This window comes from Paenibacillus auburnensis (assembly GCF_927798115.1).
GTDB lineage: Bacteria > Bacillota > Bacilli > Paenibacillales > Paenibacillaceae > Paenibacillus_AQ > Paenibacillus_AQ auburnensis.
The window spans coordinates 657,733-673,528 of the sequence record NZ_CAKMMG010000001.1 but is presented as its reverse complement, the minus strand read 5'-3'; the positions used below and the strand labels follow the sequence as shown (position 1 = coordinate 673,528).

Here is a 15,796-nt window from a genome sequence, read left to right as displayed (position 1 = left end):
GCTTCCTTTCAGCTTGAATTGCTAATATACGTTGCGCGGCACGCTAATCCCGTTTGATGGCTGTAAGCGCATCAGTTCTGGAGGCACTGATCGCCGGATAGATTCCGGACAGCACACCGGTCATGATGGCAAACGCCAGTCCAACCGGAATCGTCATCAGCGGGATAAAGAAGTTTAACCCGTCACCGGCTGTGCCGACCAGTTTGTTAAGTCCCATAATAATCAGATACGAGAAGACAACTCCTAAAACTCCTCCAAGCAGCCCCAGCAAGGCAGCTTCTGTAATGAACATATTGCGGATCTGCCCCATATTCGCGCCAAGCACTTTCATAATCCCGATCTGCCGTCTGCGTTGATGTGTGGACATCGTCATCGCTACGATAATAGAGATCGAGGCGATAACCAGAATGAATACCCCGATGCCCAGTGCTGCCATTTTCATCATATCAAAGGTTTGTTTAAGCTGTTCCTGCTGGTACAGATTGTCACTGGCCGACAGACTCAGCTTTTGAATCATGGCTTCCACCTGCTTAATTTGGTCAACACTGTCAACTTTGACCGTCACTGATTTATAGGTGTCCTCTTCCGGCTCTGCAGTCATACTGGTATCCGTAAAAGACAATTCCTTCGCAAGCTGTGCAGCCGTTTCAAGGGAGACATAGACGATTTTCTCATAGGAAGCCCTCAGGTCGTCAGTCCCTTCCGGGCTAGCCAGAATGCCGCCTACCTGGAGCGGTGAACTGAGCTTGATATTACCAGCAGAATTGGAATAATCGGTAGCTTGCATCTGTATCTGCTGCCGGTACATCTCTGTGGGCAAGATTGACATGCTGTTATATTGATCCATTAATTCCTGGTTAAAAGGTTCTGCGCCAAGCCGCTCGTACAGCTTTTGACGGGTCTCATTATCAATCAGGCCAAGCGTCGCCCCATAGTTCAGCACGACCATTCCCGGCAGATCCGTGACCCCGCCTTGTTTAAATTTATGGCCAAATTTGGTCAGCATCCGTAAATCCGTGGCTTTGATCTGGACATCGGCAATTTTATTGTCAATGGTCAGCATTTGCATATAGCCTGCATCTTCAAATGGCGCAGCGGCAACTACATGATTGAGCCCCTGGATAATCTTCAGCTTTTGGGCGGTCAGCTTACCGGGATTCAGGTTATCATTACTCTCTGCAGGTGCCCCGCTTCCGTTCCCCTGAGAAGGAATCCCTCCGCCTGGAGATACAATGATTTCATCCATTTTGAAATTGCGGTTCACTTCATCGGTCACATAGACCTGGGCGGATTGGCCGATGCTAAGCGCCACAATAATCGCCGCACAGCCAATCGAAATTCCTGTCATACACAGGCCGGTAACCACTTTACGCCGTTTGACCTGATCCCAGGCCATCCTGGATATATCTCGAATCTTCATCCTGCACCTCCCGGGGCGGGCACTGTATCCGGCTCAGAGTTCAGATCATGAATTAAGTACCCGTCGCGCAGCGAGAACGTGCGCTGCATTTGCTCAGCCACCTCATGCTCGTGTGTTACCACTATGAAGGTAGTCTTCATCGTCTGGTTCAGCCTCAGCAGAATCGCGATGATCTCTTCCTCTGTCTTGGAATCCAGATTCCCTGTCGGTTCATCTGCGAAGATCACGGACGGCTCCGTAATCAGCGAACGGGCGATACTGACCCGCTGCTGCTGGCCGCCTGACAACTGTGAAGGGAATAAATCCGCCTTATCGGGAATCCCGACCTGCTCCAAGAGAGCCAGCGCTTTTTCCTTGCGGACAGACGGTGAGACGGATTGGAATACGAGCGGAAGCTCGACATTTTCACGCACCGTAAGACTGGTGATCAGCTCATAGGCTTGAAAGATAAAGCCGATATGCTTCCGGCGGAATTCCGCCAGCTTGTTCTCACCCATCTGCACAATATCGTGGTCAGCAATATAGATGTGCCCTTCGGTCGGCTTCATTAGGCCCGCCATCAGGTTTAGCAGAGTAGATTTGCCGGAGCCGGAGCTGCCGAGCAGCGCCACCATCTCTCCTTCTTTCACCTCGAAGCTAATATCGTGCAATACTGTGGTCCATTCATTGCCGGTTTTGAACGCATGTTTAATATTTTCAACTCGCAACATGGAAGCTGCTCCTTTGTGCACTTAGGATGTAGAAAGCTTATTTCTCCTCTTTTTCCGGTTTCGGCAGCATGTCGAAGAGTATGGTGTATACCTGGCTTCCCAGCTCCTGCCGCTCGCCTTGGAATTCATCGTATAACGTTAGTCTGTAAGTCCCGCCAGTCATTTGCTTATACAGGCTTTTGCTGAAGGACATAGAGAACATATTGTTATTCCCCTCGGTCAGGTCCGTACCGAATGCTACCACTTTATCCTGGGATTGACCGTAAGGGTCGGTCATTCTAAGGATAAGCTTGTGTTCGGAGTCTCCGGAATCAAGACTGTTATCCCGTGACAAATTGTAGCTCATATTCATGGTGACGGTATCGCTGGCCTCCAAATGTCTGCCTTCCGAGGCTAACACTGTTAAGGTGTAAGGATATAGGGCTATTTTTTGCAGATTAGCTGCCGGAGTAACAGCCTGCGGGGTAAGGAGGAGTGAAGACACATTAATAAACCCTGTCGGTTCTTCACCGCTTTCACTAAGCTTGCTGCCCGTCACCCCTGTTCCTAAATACATGGAGACATCTGCAGTAGCAGCTGTTTTGGGCAGCTTGGCCCAGAACGTAATCAGCTGTTTGCCTCCGGGTGTCGCCGCATTATCTGTCTGATTCACTTTGGCTTCATAGAACTGTCCATCCGCTGTTTTGTAATAGGCTTGCAGCCGGGCCATTTTACTCTGACGCTTCTCACCGCTGCTCATCAGCAGCTCTGTGTATACGATATTGGCATTGCTGCCTGGATAGACTGTAGTTCTGCTCTCCTGAACAGTGGCGTTTTTACCTTTTCCAGTAATTGTATAGGTATCACCACGCTTCAGATTGTCTATAGCACTTATGAAGCTGTTCGTGCTCAGATCGAGAAACGGAATATTCTCCGTATCCGATTTGACGGATAAATTAATTCTGACATTCTCGAACTCGTCCGTGTAAGGGATTTTGGTCAGCAGCGAAAGTTCAGCAGACTTACCGGGAGCAAGCACTGACGACTCTTTGTCCATCAGAAGATCGGTAGTTGAGGCCAGATTATCGGTATCCAGCTTCAGAGCCCCCTTCAATTCAGGAATTGTGAGGTTGACAGACTGGGTATTGGTAATTCTCAGCTTGGCGATGACAATATCATCATCCTTCCAGGGATAACGCTGTAGAGATTGCAGACTGTAAGAGAAAGAGCCGTATTGATTAGTAGCCCCATATTCCTGGCCGCTGTGCACATCGGCTCGCAAGGTGTACGGAATTGTAAAATAAGCTACGGGAAAAATCAGCTTGGCAGAAGGCTCGGGCGTTTCTGCTGTTCCTGACGGTTCTGACGGCCCTGACCCGGTTCCGGCTGCAGCGGTGACAGCTTCGATCATCTGCAACTGCAGATTAGACTGCTCCACCTCAAGCGGGATTTCAACCGTCAGCGGGACAACCTTCGTTTCCAGCGGCTTTAGGTTAAGTCCGCTTAACCCCTTGGAATTCACTGGGAAAGCGGTCCCTTTGGCCGATTTGACCGCCAACTCATAAACAGGAAGCGTTACCGCCTTGTTCCCGGTGTTTTTTAATTGCAGCTGGAACGACCATACCGCTTTGGCATCCTCCGCATACACTGAAGCGCTGGTAAGCCTTGTATCAACGGTGTTATTGCTTATGACAAGCTTTTTAACGGCCCCGCTGGCTACAACCAGATCCGGGGTGGTTGCTGCCGGAAGTTTATAAGAAGTTTTCGGGAGCTCAAGCTTCAGCGTCTCATCCTTTTGCGTGAATTGCAGCTTCATGTTGGCCGTTTTGAGATATGCAGGAATTTCCGTCAGATAATAAATGCTCTTCTTCTCCTGCGGCTGAATCTTGTAGCCTGTCTGGGAACTGCTTAGTGCAAGCTCAAACGAAGTCCCGCTCGCCGTAACCAGGTAGGCCGAATAACCCGGATCACTCAGCACTTTGTTGCCTTTATTGGTAAGATTTATCCCCACCTTGGCATAGACCTTACCGGCGTACTTATACAGCTGAAGTGAATCTGCACTTGCTGTAACCGGGATGTCATTCATCTTCGTATTAAGACTCTTCCCCAGCTCAACAGCCGTGGAATAATTAGCCGGCACAGCAATAGATCCAGCATGCTTTAAGTAGCCTTTAGTCTTCGTGTCCCACACGTACATGGCGATTTTAAAGCCTTTCAGCGACGTGGTTTGTCCGATATTCACATAATATGTAATACTCATACTATCCTTTGCAGGCACCTTCTTCTTCGTCGCGTCTGCGGTTACAGGATTACCGGGTATCACAGAACCGCCCGGTGTAACCACACGGGAGAAGTAGCGCTGCAGATTTGCACTAGAACCGCTGTTATTTGTAATCTTCAGTGTGTAAGCCAGAATGTTACCGCCGGACTGCGTCCAAATGTTAACATCCTCTAGCGCTGCTGTAACACCTGCCCCAAGTGTAATTGGATTCACCTTGGCTGCTGCAGTAACTGAAGCTGCCGGCCCGGTTGTCCCTGCGGCCAGAACGGCTGGAGCTGCCGTACTTCCTGCCAACTGGGCTATAGCAAAGCTGCTTAGGAGCAGTGCAATAGTTTTTTTATTGATCGGTCTCATGGATTTCCTCCCAGAAATATTTGCTAGAGTTATTATAGTTGCTAGCACACAGGGAATTGTATCCAATTTGTAACTCTTCCCGTCTGCTTGTAACTTTTTATCCCAATTACGCAAAAAAACAGCACCATTAGCGCTGTTTTTAGAAAGTGATTTGTTAATATTTGTTCCACAGTGACTCTTAATCTATGAACTGAATGACCGCCGGTACTGGCTCGGAGGCAATCCTTCCGCCAGTTTGAACACTTTGATGAAGTAACTGGACTGATGAAAGCCGGTCTGAAGGGCGATCTGCTCGACAGGCAGTTCTGTTGAGACAAGCAGCAGCTTGGCCCTTGCCAAACGGCAATCGCTTAAATAACGGTTCGGTGTCTTCCCCATAATGGAACGGAACAGCCGTAAAAAGTGGTAGCTGCTGTACCCTGCAAGCCTCGACATGCTCTCAAGCGTCCAGGGCCGCTCACATTCCTGATGAATGAGATCTGCCGTGCGGCGGATGGAATGCCTGATCTCAAGTGGCACGGAGCCATGCAGCGGTTCAGAATTTTGCAGCAGCGTAACCAGAATTTCATAGAGTACTGCGGAGAGCCGCGGTTCACTGCGTGTCTCGTAGGCAGCGCTAAGCCGGTACATCTCCTCGAATCTGGACGCAAGGCCAGCGTTTAGATCAAATGTAAAGAAATAACCGCGTGACTGGTCTGCTTCCTCCAAAAGGGGCAGGGATAGGGCCGTATTGAAGTGAACCCAGCACACCTCCCAAGGCTGCGACGGATCAGAACCGTACTGCTGATAGGCTCCTTTAGGATAAAGAAAACCGCTTCCTTTGCTCATTGGGATCCGTTCGCCCTCCTGAAAAACATAGCCGGAACCGTCAAAAACCAAATGCAGATTATAGCTGTTCAGCATCCCTTCACTTCTTCGCTCCGCATGCTGCGGGAAATCGCTGTAATGTCCCAGAAATTCCGGATAACAGACATAATGGGCATAGGCGGGGGCTGGTAATACCCATTGCTGTTTCATATAATTCCCTCCTTAATGATTCTAAATAACTAGCACGCAAGATAATAATATAAAAGCAATATTATGTTATATGAGATTCCTATGAGCTGATATTACAATAGATTTGTAGCGTTCACAAAGCATATTTTTACACTTGGAGGTTAAGATGAAGAAACCAGTCGCTGATAAACAGTTTGAGCTTGGCGTGTGCTATTATCCGGAGCATTGGCCGGAGGACATGTGGGAGGACGATTACCGCCGCATGGTGGAGACAGGCTTTACCATTGTCCGGATGGGTGAATTTGCCTGGTCTATTTTTGAACCCGAGGAAGGCAGCTATCAATTCGGGATGTTTGACCGCGCCATCGATTTGGCCCACCGCCACGGGCTCAAAGTAGTGCTCGGCACACCTACGGCAACTCCCCCTGCCTGGCTCACCGAGAAGTATCCTGAAGTACTGAATGTAACCTATGAAGGTGTTACTCTGCAGCACGGTATGCGGCGCCACTATAATTACAGCAGTCCAAAATACCGTGAGCTGTGTGCTGGGATCGTATCGCAGATGGCGTCGCATTACGGCAGCCATCCCGGTGTGGCCGGCTGGCAGATTGATAATGAGCTAAATTGTGAGATCAATGAATTCTACTCTGAAAGCGATCACAATGCCTTCCGTGAGTGGCTTCAGCGCAAATATGTAACCTTGGAGAAATTAAATGAGGCCTGGGGTGCCGTCTTCTGGAACCAGAGTTATACCAGCTGGTCGCAGGTGTATTTGCCGCGTCCTACTCCGGTGCCGAAGCAGCCTAACCCGCACCAGGCGCTGGATGAGAAACGCTTCATCTCTGACAACACCATCTCTTTCGCCAAAATACAGGCGGATATTATTCGTGCCCAGGCACCGGATCAATGGGTAACGACGAACGGATTGTTCGGGCACCTCGACAGCCATGAACTGCAGGATGAGCTGCTGGATTTCTTCAGCTATGATTCCTATCCGCAATTCTCCAGTATTTATTATGACCCGAACGAAAAGAATCCGCTCGGCGACCGGAGCTGGAGCCTGTCCCTGTCCGTTGTCCGCTCGATCAGCTCTAACTACTGCATTATGGAGCAGCAATCGGGTCCCGGCGGCTGGGTCAACCGGATGGATATGCCTTCCCCGAAACCCGGACAGATGCGGCTCTGGACATACCAGTCCATCGCCCACGGTGCGGATATGGTGCTATATTTCCGCTGGCGGACAGCAACAATGGGCAATGAAATTTACTGGCATGGCCTTAACGATTACCATAACCTGCCTAACCGCAGAGTCAGGGAAGCGGCGGGAATCGGCCGAGAGCTGGCGGCTGCGGGTAAAGCGATTATCGGAACCCGTGCCGAGGCCTCGGTAGCGATTCTGCGCGATTATGATAATGAGTGGGATGGTGAATACGATATTTGGCACGGGCCGTTTATGTGGACCAGCAATAAAGAATGGTTCAAGGCACTGCAGCGGCAGCATATTCCAACAGATATTGTCTACTTGCGCAGCAAGACAACGGCTAAGGAACTGGCACGGTATCAGGTGCTGGTCTATCCTCATCCGGCGATTATGACGGACGACACGGCAGCGGTGCTTGACGAGTACGTACAGCAAGGCGGCACGCTTATCTTCGGCTGCCGTACAGGATATAAGGATTCGCGCGGTCAATGCTACATGCGCGCATTTCCCGGAGCTGCCAAGGAACTCTGCGGGATAACCGTTGAAGAATTTACAACGGTCAAAGGGAATCGTGCACCTACATCGATTACTTGGACTCATGGGGACGAAGCGCTTACCGGAGCAGATGCCTTTAATGATATCCTGCAGGTGGAACAAGACACTGTGGAAGTTATGGGCCGTTACGCTACCGATTATTATGCCGGCAAACCGGCAGTTACCCGGAACAAACGCGGCAAGGGCGAGGTCTGGTATTACGGGGCGGTCTTCAATGAGGAAGCTGCGCTAAGAATCATCGGAAGCTTGAATATTAGCTCTCCGGCTGCGGACTGGCTTGAGCTGCCCGCCGAGGTTGAATTGCAGATCCGCCGCAGCGATACCACCAGCCTGACGTTCCTTTTGAATTATAATGAAGCATCTGCGGAAATTGTGCTCAAAGAACCGCGGACGGATTTACTGACGGGTCAGGAGCTTTCGGGGAAATACACCATGGAGGGCTTCGGGGTCTTAGTACTGCAATAGAATCAGAACAGGTGCGCTACGCTAATGGAACTCTGTTCCGTTCTCGGTGTATTTTTTCTGAATAAATTGAAACAGCGACAATCAAGGATGTTAGTACAAAGTCCTTGGCTGTCGCTGTTTTATTACACTAATGTTTGCCGATAGTTTAACAATTATGATCATTTAGTATTTCCCAGTTAATCATTCCATGCGTTATTCCAGTTCTCGTCATCTTTAATTTCTCCAGAACTTTAATAGAAGGAAGGTTATCGATAAGACACTCTGCCACAATTTTTTCTACTCTTTTAGAAGATAATGCCCATTCAATAATTGCTCCAACTGACTCTGTAGCTATCCCCTTGTTATGCATTTCCGGAATAATTCCAAACCCAACTTCTACAGTTCCTTGACTATCAGGCTTTCCCTTAAATCCAATGTCGCCAATAACTTGGTTATTATCAATTGAAGATACAAACCACACTCCCCAGCCCAACAATTCAGGATCTTCCTTAAGGTTATCTAAATAATTGACGATATGTTTTCCAATAGAATACGTTTCAGATACCTTCTTGTAATTTTCTTGACTGAAAGCAGTAATGATAAGACGTTCTGTTATGACTTGCAAAAATTCATTCCTCCTCGTGATCGATCTTTTGTATCGAGTTATTCCAATCATTGTCTGACACTCGTATGAAGATTCCCCCTTGCCAACCGCCGTAAATTGTTAGATATTAAGATAATCTGCATGTACTGCAGCGCGGTGAACAAAGACAGGCTGAAAGGAGTCCGATTCATGAAGACAGAATCTGTACAGGCTGATTTCCCTGCAGCCCGGGTCAGTGAAGACAGCTTTTGGCAAGGGGTTAAAGATTGTATTCCGACACTATTAGGCTACTTAAGTATCGGATTTGCTGCCGGGGTTGTCGAAAAAACTGCAGGCCTCTCACTGGCTGAAATAGCATTAATATCGATTATTTTGTATGCCGGTTCTGCACAGTTTATAGCAGCGGGAATGATCGCCGCAGGAAGTACGGCCACCAGTATCATCATTACGATCCTGCTCGTTAATCTCCGACACCTGCTGCTTAGTGCAGCCATATCGCCCTACTTCCGTCATCTGACACCGCTGAGGAATCTGCTGATTGGTACGTTGCTTACGGATGAGACGTTTGGTGTCGCTATCCAGAAGAGTGCCGCCAAAAAAGCAATCAGTGAGAAGTGGATGCACGGCCTCAATATCACGGCCTACTTGAATTGGTTGCTTGCCAACATCGCAGGCGCAGTTCTCGGGCAATGGATCTCAAGTCCGGAAGAATGGGGACTGGACTTCGCCCTGCCGGCCATGTTCATCGGCCTGCTTGTGCTTACGCTCATCAGCAGAAGCAAATACGCACTGGATATAGCTACAGGCCTTATAGCCATGATCATCGCTGTCGGTGTATCTATAGTGTGGTCACCCAGCTTCGGGGTCATTGCCGCAGCAGTTATAGCCTCAACGATTGGAGCCGTGATTGAGAAATGGAAGTAAGACCGGATATATTCCTGATTATTCTTGGTGCCGCGCTGGTCACCTTCATACCTCGGGTACTCCCGCTCATGCTGCTCAGCCGGATCACGATTCCCGAATGGGGGATGCGCTGGTTAAATTATATGCCCATCGCCGTGATGTCTGCCCTGGTTGCACAAGAGCTGTTCATCGACGAAGGCCGGTTTGCCGCTCTGTCTACGAATGTGGAACTGATCGCCGCGCTGCCTACTTTTTGGGTTGCGGTTAAGACACGCAGCCTGCTGGGCACGGTAGTTACCGGCGTGCTGTCCCTGATGCTGCTGCGCTTACTGTTCTGACAAATTCTCCAATGCTGACAATGGCTTGCTCCCCCTCAACCAGAAGGCCGGCCATAAATTGAAAGACACTCCACATCTGCTCCCATATTTCCAGCTTCACTTCAGACCCTGCAGTCCGGAGTTGTACGGCCAAGCGTTCGGCATCACTCAGCAGAACCTCCTGATCTCCCGCCTGAATCAGAATGGGAGGCAGACCATGCAGATCAAGGCGCAGCGGGGAGAGCAGTGCCGGTAAGCCCCCCTCACACCCGCCTACATAATCTTCTACAATCTTCCGGTTCCCTTCAAGGCTGCCTGTGGGGTCCGTCATGGCCCTGCTGGTATACGACTCTCCGTCCAAATGAACAAGATCACTGTGCGGAGAGAGCAAAACGGCTGCTGCAGGCATTGCTTCCCCTGCATCTCTAAGCGAAATCAGCGTCATCAACGCAAGGGTAGCACCAACCGAATCCCCGCCAAGAAAAATATTTTCCGGCAAAAACCCCTGCCCTAGCAGCCAGTAAAAGGCGGACAGGCAATCTTCGTTAGCTGCCGGATACCGGTGCTCCGGTGCAAGACGGTATTGAAAGGTCAGCACTTTGATACCGCACGCTCCTGATATCCGGGCGGCAAGATCGCGGTACATTTCGCAAGTGCCTGCAATAAACCCTCCTCCGTGGAAGTAGAGGAACGCTCTCTCTGCCGCAACATCTGTCATACCTTCTATACTGACCCACTCGCCATACAGTTCCCCGATATTAACAGATTCCGCTTTTATATCTGGACATCTTGGAAGCTGTCTTGCCGCTTCCGCCATTTCATTGCGGATTTGCTCTATTGACTTACCGGATGGACCGCGGTTTTGACGCAAAAACCTTTTGATTGCTTCAAGCTGATGGATTGGGGTTGGCATGCGTGGATCTCCTCCTGCAAGGTTTGATACCTGCATCATAAACCCTGTAGTAAAGTACAGAGTCAAGCATGCCGCCAAGCTAACAATTCATGGATTAGGAATCCATCTGAAGAATTCCCAGAACCTCCCGGACACCCGGATGTTTGTCTTTAGCTTGAAGTTCCCCTTTCAGCTGACTGAGCATTGCCTTGGTCTGTTCCCGCTTCGCAATCTCTACATCTATCTCAATCATTTTCCGTTCAATGACTGCCACAAAATCAGCAATGCCGATGCTACCAGCTGCAGATTTAACCAGCGCCTTCTTGATTTCCTTCAGTGTAAATCCGCATCGTTTGGCATTCTGGATAAACAGAAGCCTCTGCAGGGTCTCTTCGTTATACAGACGGTAGCCCGATTCTGAACGCTGCGGTGCGGGAAGCAGTCCGTGCTTCTCATAATATCTCAGCGTCTCTATATTCACCTTTGCCGCTTTGGCCATTTCACCGCTTAAATATTGGCCCATGTTTCTGCTCCTCTCACCTGTCCGCAGAATTCAAAGCTTCAGCTGCTTTTTGAGTTGCTCCAGATCCTTGCCTGAAGCCTCATCATTGCCATATCTGGCTTGATTATATAGTTGAAGCAGTTCGTCAGGGGAGACTTCGCTGCCGCCGCCACTCTTACGCATTTGCTTCCTGTTCTCAGCCCACTCCGTTACGTCTTCTCCGGTCTCCGACGGTGTCAGGAAGCCTTTAACCTCATAGCCCTCGGCTTGTTTCGCGCCTAGCCAATGACGGTATAGCCAGCGAATGCGCTCACGGCTGCCGTTCATTGACTCCCAGCGGTCCCTGCGGCCGCCCGGCTTCAGCCGGTTCAGCCAGTATTCCCGGACGCCCTGGACGGTCTTCTCCCAGGCGAAGATATTCTCCTCTTCATCCTGAAAAGCAGCATGCTCCTGCGGCGACTCTCTGCGCAGCATGGACAGGAGCGCATCGATCGCTCTGCGGAATAAACCTCCCGTATTCCGGTACAGCCAGCGCAAACCCAAATACAGCAGCAGAAGCAATACGGCTGCTCCAATACCATAGAAGATGATTTCGAAAATCATCGACAGGAGACCGGACTCGTGTACTTTAGTCTTCGGAAGCTTCGGAAGCGCCGCCTGTGGAACTGTCTCGATTGGTGTGGATTTCTCAGAACCGGACAGTAGCCGGGACAGCCAGCCGATGATCAGTCGCGCTGCATTCCATAGCAGCGTTCCGATTGCTTTGCCCGCACCTGCGGCGAGCGCTGCCGCAACTGCAACAAACAGCAGTACGAATACACGGTTATGCCGACGCATGTCTGACGGCAAGCGTGAACTATCAGCTGAAAAAGAGCTGTATCGCAAAAAGCTGATATTGGAATCAAATAGCGCAAGTACAAGGCACAGGCTGCCGCTCCAGGTCAACAGCTTCAGGCTCGGCTGAAGTTCAGAAACTCTAGCAAAAACAATGGCCGCAGCAAAATATACTGTCAGCCCGGCGACATAAGCTCTCATCCGCTGATCCATGGAGGGTACGTTCATTCCGAGATAGGCAAATAATACGCTAACGGCAACCAGCGGCAGGGCCTTAATACTCAATCCGGCGCATATTAACCCTGCTGCTGCACCTAGCAGCAAGGCTGCCAGTAGCTGCATCCATCTGCGGCTGCATACATAGCGCAGCAGCACACCCGCTAATGACAGGAACGGAAGCACATAAAACCATGGGAATAGTCCCCGCTCCGGTGGCAGATATACCTCCAACAGCACCCAGAGCGGGAGAAACAGCAGCCATACAATAACACAGGCTAACCATAACTTTAATGAAACCTGCAGACGCTTCGCAGGATCGGTACTCATGCGCTCTCCTTCTCCTCTCCCGGAATGTCCAGCCAGGCTACACCATTGCCCAGCAGCCTTAATTCCTCGGCTGCCAGCTGCAGCTCCTGCCCCCGGTGGCAGGTGATGATCAAATAATCGTTGCCTTCGGGACAATTCTCCACTTCATGCTCCAGCAGCCGGGACATCGGTATTGTCCAGTCGAGCTGCAGGCGGGCCAACAGGCCGAGCACCTCTTCCAGGCTTCCCATCGGCCCGGCGGTTACCGGATTACGTTCGCCTCCGCCTTCGAGCTTGCCATTACACAGCAGACCTGTCTCAAGACCATGGCCTATGGCATAATCAGCTACCGTAGCCGCATATCTTATGCCCAGTTCAATCCGCGCGGCATCTGTTATATTCCGCCACATGGAGTCGCTGATCTCCACATTCAGACAGAGGATCAGCCGGGAATCGGCGGTATGATCCTTTTGGTGCACCTGCATAATGCCGGTCCGTGCAGTGGCTTTCCAGTTCATGGCCCCCAGAGAATCCCCGGGACTATACTCTCGTGTACCAGCGGTCAGGAACGGATCTTCTACAATCCAGCGTTTGACTGGCAACTCGCCCAGCCAGCTGTGAACCGGAAGTGGAAGCTCATAGAAATTGGATATCCCAGGATAGACCAGGAGTTCCAGCTTCAGCGGATATGTCTTGCTCTTCCGGCTCATTCCAAAAAGATCTCCGCTTGTCATTGTAACGGATTCAAGCCGGTATAAGCCCCTCTGATCACAGCGGACCACATGACGGCGTCTGATCTGGCGGTAGGGACGCATATAGAACATACTGATATGATTCTGATAAATTTCACCGCTGCTGACGCCCAGATTCTCCTGCCTGCCGAATTTCAGGCCCCGGGCAAAGCTGGATTCGAGGCGCAGCCACGGCAGCGGAAGCAACTTGCGGTTGACAATCTCTTCAATCATCTCAATCTGCTCCCCCTCATAGGCGGCGGCCGCAGAGAAATAACGAGTGTAGCTGACTTTCTTAAGTGCATAACGCTGATAGATCACGGACACAAGAAGCAGCAGAATAAGCGTACTGAAGATGAACCAAGGAAGGGACATGACTCAATCCACCCTTCCGCCTCTTGCCGCCATAGACGGCTCGGCCGGAACCTCCACTTCGCGCAGAATCTGCAGTACTGTCTCTGCAGCCTGGCCTTCCCTGGAGCCCGGACCGCGCTGTAATAGCAGACGATGGGCAAGCACCGGTACAGCTACAGCCTTAATATCATCCGGAATGATATAATCCCTGCCTTGAAGTAAGGCATATCCTTGAGAAGCGCGCAGTAACGCAAAGCCTGCACGCGGGCTGGCTCCGAGCTTGACGGCTACCGCCTTCCGGGTAGCTTCAACAATCCGGATCATATAGGCCAGTAAGTCATCACTGACATTCACGGCCGCAGTCAGCCGCTGCGCAGCTTGAATCTGCTGGGCGGTAGCAACCGCAGCCGTATCTTCCAGCGGGTTGCTCTGGCGGAACCGCTGCAAGATATGCACTCCTTCTTCAAAGGAAGGATAACCTGTCGTAATCCGCATCAAGAAACGGTCCAACTGCGCTTCCGGCAGCGGGAATGTTCCTTGACTGTCCACCGGGTTCTGTGTGGCGATTACAAGAAACGGTGCTTCCAGCTCATGGGTCACGCCGTCGATCGTAATTTGCCGTTCTTCCATACATTCCAGCAGGCTTGACTGGGTCCGCGGCGTCGCCCGGTTGATCTCATCCGCCAGCAGAATGCTGGCAAATACCGGACCCGGCCGGAACTCGAACTCTCCGCTCTTCTGGTTATAGTAATTGATCCCGCTTAAATCCGAGGGCAATAAGTCCGGTGTAAACTGTATACGCTTGAACGCACAGTCAAGTGAGCGGGCCAGTGTTTTGGCCAGCAGTGTTTTCCCGGTACCGGGGACGTCCTCCAGCAGCACATGGCCGTTTGCGAGCAGTGCTGTCAGCAGAAGGTCCACCCCTGTCTCTTTTCCGACAATAACTTTTGATAGATTCATCCGGATCGAGCTTATCAGCCCGCTGGCCTCTTGTAGATTCATGAAGAATACCACCATCCTATCGCTTATAAGGTATGTACCAAAGCTTAATCATACCAGAAAGCGCATCCATTTTATAATAAATAAGTCGCTGCCTCAGCCAGCAGGCTTACTTATTTTGGAACGGATAAAGGCTGCAATATAGTAATACACCGGAATACATTCCACACATAACCAGAGAATGACTGTTATAAAGGATTCGTAATCTCTGTAATACCGGGTGATGCTGCGCGAATACAGATAGGCAATGAATACCGAACAGAACACCAGAAACGGGATCATATATTTCTTTACTTTTTGCTTTGTGAGATACAGGGCGCATTTATACGCGACATAAATTAAAAATGAGCTGTGCATGAACATGGAGGCAGACCAGATGCCGATCAGTAGCGGATCCAGATTACCTAATATATCATCATGGGAAGAGCTGCGAACCATCTCCAGATAAGGGTACTGCAGAGCTTTTCCTAAATGCGGGCCAAAGTTGAGCAGCGTCATCACCCACCCGACCAGCACGAAAAAGGTAAGTACTACTTCCGAGATCAGGAGTTTTTTGAGCAGCTTATTGTTAATCTTCAAATCCGGAGCCAAAAACAAAAACACAACCCACTCGGCAAACCAGGAAGTCGCTGTGACCGTATCGTGAAAGATAAGTCCCGGTTCATGATAGTGGATGAAAGCCGGAAGCATTTCAAACTCCGCGTTTGGCAAAAACAAATAAAATGTAAAAAAAGTAGTCGCTATAAGCAGCAGAAAAATCCCGTCAGACATATACACCATTGTGGAGAGTCCCCGCGAAGCTGTAAATATAATGACCCCACCCAGTACCAGCTGAATAAATAGCTGCGGAGTTCCTCTCATATAATTAGTTCCGAAGAACAGAACAAAATTCTCAATGTCTAAGGATGCATAGTACACACACCAACAGAGCAGTATGAATACAATTGCACCATGTATCCATTTGCCCATAACCTCCTTGCCAAAGCCAACCCAGGCCCGGTCTGCACTTAGCTTCCCCACCTGAATGGTAACGAATAACAAGATCATGGACACAACGCTTCCCAGCACAATTGAGATCCAGCCTTGATAACCGGAGCTGCTAACGATAGCAGGGATAATAAAGATCGATGTCTGGGAGTTGAAGTAAACCAGGCTGAAGCGGAACATTTGCCAGTTCGTTGTGCGCATAGTGTCT

General features: G+C 50.2%; 14 protein-coding genes. 3 read left to right on the top strand and 11 right to left on the bottom strand.

Features of this window, described 5'->3' with window-relative positions; genetic code table 11:
• Positions 1–43: 43 nt before the first annotated feature.
• From L6H70_RS03110 to L6H70_RS03095, 4 genes are all read right to left on the bottom strand, one after another.
• Complete coding sequence (locus L6H70_RS03110; RefSeq protein ID WP_236329661.1) at positions 44–1,420, bottom strand: ABC transporter permease; 1,377 nt, start codon at positions 1,418–1,420, stop codon at positions 44–46.
• Positions 1,417–2,130 carry an ABC transporter ATP-binding protein gene (locus tag L6H70_RS03105; protein WP_236329659.1) on the bottom strand — a complete coding sequence of 238 codons (714 nt, stop codon included), beginning with the start codon at positions 2,128–2,130 and terminating at the stop codon, positions 1,417–1,419. The genes L6H70_RS03110 and L6H70_RS03105 overlap by 4 nt, the downstream gene beginning before the upstream one ends.
• Before the next feature lie 37 nt (positions 2,131–2,167).
• Positions 2,168–4,744 (bottom strand): hypothetical protein, encoded by a 2,577-nt coding sequence (locus tag L6H70_RS03100; protein ID WP_236329657.1) that lies wholly within the window; start codon positions 4,742–4,744, stop codon positions 2,168–2,170.
• A 183-nt stretch (positions 4,745–4,927) separates the two neighbouring features.
• A complete protein-coding gene (locus tag L6H70_RS03095; RefSeq protein ID WP_236329655.1) occupies positions 4,928–5,761 on the bottom strand; it encodes a helix-turn-helix transcriptional regulator in 834 nt (277 codons plus the stop codon).
• Between the two features lie 145 nt (positions 5,762–5,906).
• On the opposite strand from L6H70_RS03095, the gene L6H70_RS03090 reads away from it, so the two are divergent.
• Complete coding sequence (locus L6H70_RS03090) at positions 5,907–7,961, top strand: beta-galactosidase (protein ID WP_236329652.1); 2,055 nt, start codon at positions 5,907–5,909, stop codon at positions 7,959–7,961.
• A 145-nt stretch (positions 7,962–8,106) separates the two neighbouring features.
• On the opposite strand, the gene L6H70_RS03085 is transcribed toward L6H70_RS03090, so the two are convergent.
• A complete protein-coding gene (locus tag L6H70_RS03085) occupies positions 8,107–8,565 on the bottom strand; it encodes a GNAT family N-acetyltransferase (RefSeq protein ID WP_236329650.1) in 459 nt (152 codons plus the stop codon).
• A 168-nt stretch (positions 8,566–8,733) separates the two neighbouring features.
• Between L6H70_RS03085 and L6H70_RS03080 the strand changes: the two genes are divergently transcribed.
• Together L6H70_RS03080 and L6H70_RS03075 are read left to right on the top strand one after the other, a co-directional pair.
• Positions 8,734–9,468, top strand: a complete 735-nt coding sequence (locus L6H70_RS03080; RefSeq protein ID WP_236329648.1) for an AzlC family ABC transporter permease — start codon at positions 8,734–8,736, stop codon at positions 9,466–9,468.
• The gene (locus tag L6H70_RS03075; RefSeq protein WP_236329646.1) at positions 9,459–9,785 is read left to right on the top strand and encodes an AzlD domain-containing protein; all 327 of its coding nucleotides are present in this window, start codon (positions 9,459–9,461) and stop codon (positions 9,783–9,785) included. The genes L6H70_RS03080 and L6H70_RS03075 overlap by 10 nt, the downstream gene beginning before the upstream one ends.
• Here L6H70_RS03075 and L6H70_RS03070 read toward each other — a convergent pair.
• The 6 genes from L6H70_RS03070 to L6H70_RS03045 all read right to left on the bottom strand — a co-directional run bounded on the left by L6H70_RS03070 (position 9,742) and on the right by L6H70_RS03045 (position 15,789).
• Complete coding sequence (locus L6H70_RS03070; protein WP_236329644.1) at positions 9,742–10,677, bottom strand: alpha/beta hydrolase; 936 nt, start codon at positions 10,675–10,677, stop codon at positions 9,742–9,744. The two genes, L6H70_RS03075 and L6H70_RS03070, sit on opposite strands and share 44 nt — an antisense overlap.
• Before the next feature lie 94 nt (positions 10,678–10,771).
• Positions 10,772–11,179, bottom strand: coding sequence for a MerR family transcriptional regulator (locus L6H70_RS03065; RefSeq protein WP_236329642.1), 408 nt, complete (start codon positions 11,177–11,179; stop codon positions 10,772–10,774).
• Between the two features lie 30 nt (positions 11,180–11,209).
• Positions 11,210–12,538, bottom strand: coding sequence for a hypothetical protein (locus L6H70_RS03060; protein WP_236329640.1), 1,329 nt, complete (start codon positions 12,536–12,538; stop codon positions 11,210–11,212).
• The gene (locus L6H70_RS03055) at positions 12,535–13,623 is read right to left on the bottom strand and encodes a DUF58 domain-containing protein (protein WP_236329638.1); all 1,089 of its coding nucleotides are present in this window, start codon (positions 13,621–13,623) and stop codon (positions 12,535–12,537) included. Before L6H70_RS03055 ends, L6H70_RS03060 begins: the two co-directional genes overlap by 4 nt.
• A gap of 3 nt (positions 13,624–13,626) precedes the next feature.
• Positions 13,627–14,604: an AAA family ATPase gene (locus L6H70_RS03050; RefSeq protein ID WP_236329636.1), complete on the bottom strand. Its 978-nt coding sequence runs from the start codon at positions 14,602–14,604 to the stop codon at positions 13,627–13,629.
• A 93-nt stretch (positions 14,605–14,697) separates the two neighbouring features.
• On the bottom strand, positions 14,698–15,789 hold the full coding sequence (locus L6H70_RS03045) for a GerAB/ArcD/ProY family transporter (RefSeq protein ID WP_236329635.1): 1,092 nt from the start codon (positions 15,787–15,789) through the stop codon (positions 14,698–14,700).
• Between the last annotated feature and the right edge of the window lie 7 nt (positions 15,790–15,796).

What these genes read in the sequence shown, in the direction of transcription:
- L6H70_RS03110 (WP_236329661.1), bottom strand. Translation starts at nt 1,420, where the DNA reads ATGAAGATTCGAGATATATCCAGGATGGCCTGGGATCAGGTCAAACGG.
- L6H70_RS03105 (WP_236329659.1), bottom strand. Translation starts at nt 2,130, where the DNA reads ATGTTGCGAGTTGAAAATATTAAACATGCGTTCAAAACCGGCAATGAA.
- L6H70_RS03100 (WP_236329657.1), bottom strand. Translation starts at nt 4,744, where the DNA reads ATGAGACCGATCAATAAAAAAACTATTGCACTGCTCCTAAGCAGCTTT.
- L6H70_RS03095 (WP_236329655.1), bottom strand. Translation starts at nt 5,761, where the DNA reads ATGAAACAGCAATGGGTATTACCAGCCCCCGCCTATGCCCATTATGTC.
- L6H70_RS03090 (WP_236329652.1), top strand. Translation starts at nt 5,907, where the DNA reads ATGAAGAAACCAGTCGCTGATAAACAGTTTGAGCTTGGCGTGTGCTAT.
- L6H70_RS03080 (WP_236329648.1), top strand. Translation starts at nt 8,734, where the DNA reads ATGAAGACAGAATCTGTACAGGCTGATTTCCCTGCAGCCCGGGTCAGT.
- L6H70_RS03075 (WP_236329646.1), top strand. Translation starts at nt 9,459, where the DNA reads ATGGAAGTAAGACCGGATATATTCCTGATTATTCTTGGTGCCGCGCTG.
- L6H70_RS03070 (WP_236329644.1), bottom strand. Translation starts at nt 10,677, where the DNA reads ATGCCAACCCCAATCCATCAGCTTGAAGCAATCAAAAGGTTTTTGCGT.
- L6H70_RS03065 (WP_236329642.1), bottom strand. Translation starts at nt 11,179, where the DNA reads ATGGGCCAATATTTAAGCGGTGAAATGGCCAAAGCGGCAAAGGTGAAT.
- L6H70_RS03060 (WP_236329640.1), bottom strand. Translation starts at nt 12,538, where the DNA reads ATGAGTACCGATCCTGCGAAGCGTCTGCAGGTTTCATTAAAGTTATGG.
- L6H70_RS03055 (WP_236329638.1), bottom strand. Translation starts at nt 13,623, where the DNA reads ATGTCCCTTCCTTGGTTCATCTTCAGTACGCTTATTCTGCTGCTTCTT.
- L6H70_RS03050 (WP_236329636.1), bottom strand. Translation starts at nt 14,604, where the DNA reads ATGAATCTACAAGAGGCCAGCGGGCTGATAAGCTCGATCCGGATGAAT.
- L6H70_RS03045 (WP_236329635.1), bottom strand. Translation starts at nt 15,789, where the DNA reads ATGCGCACAACGAACTGGCAAATGTTCCGCTTCAGCCTGGTTTACTTC.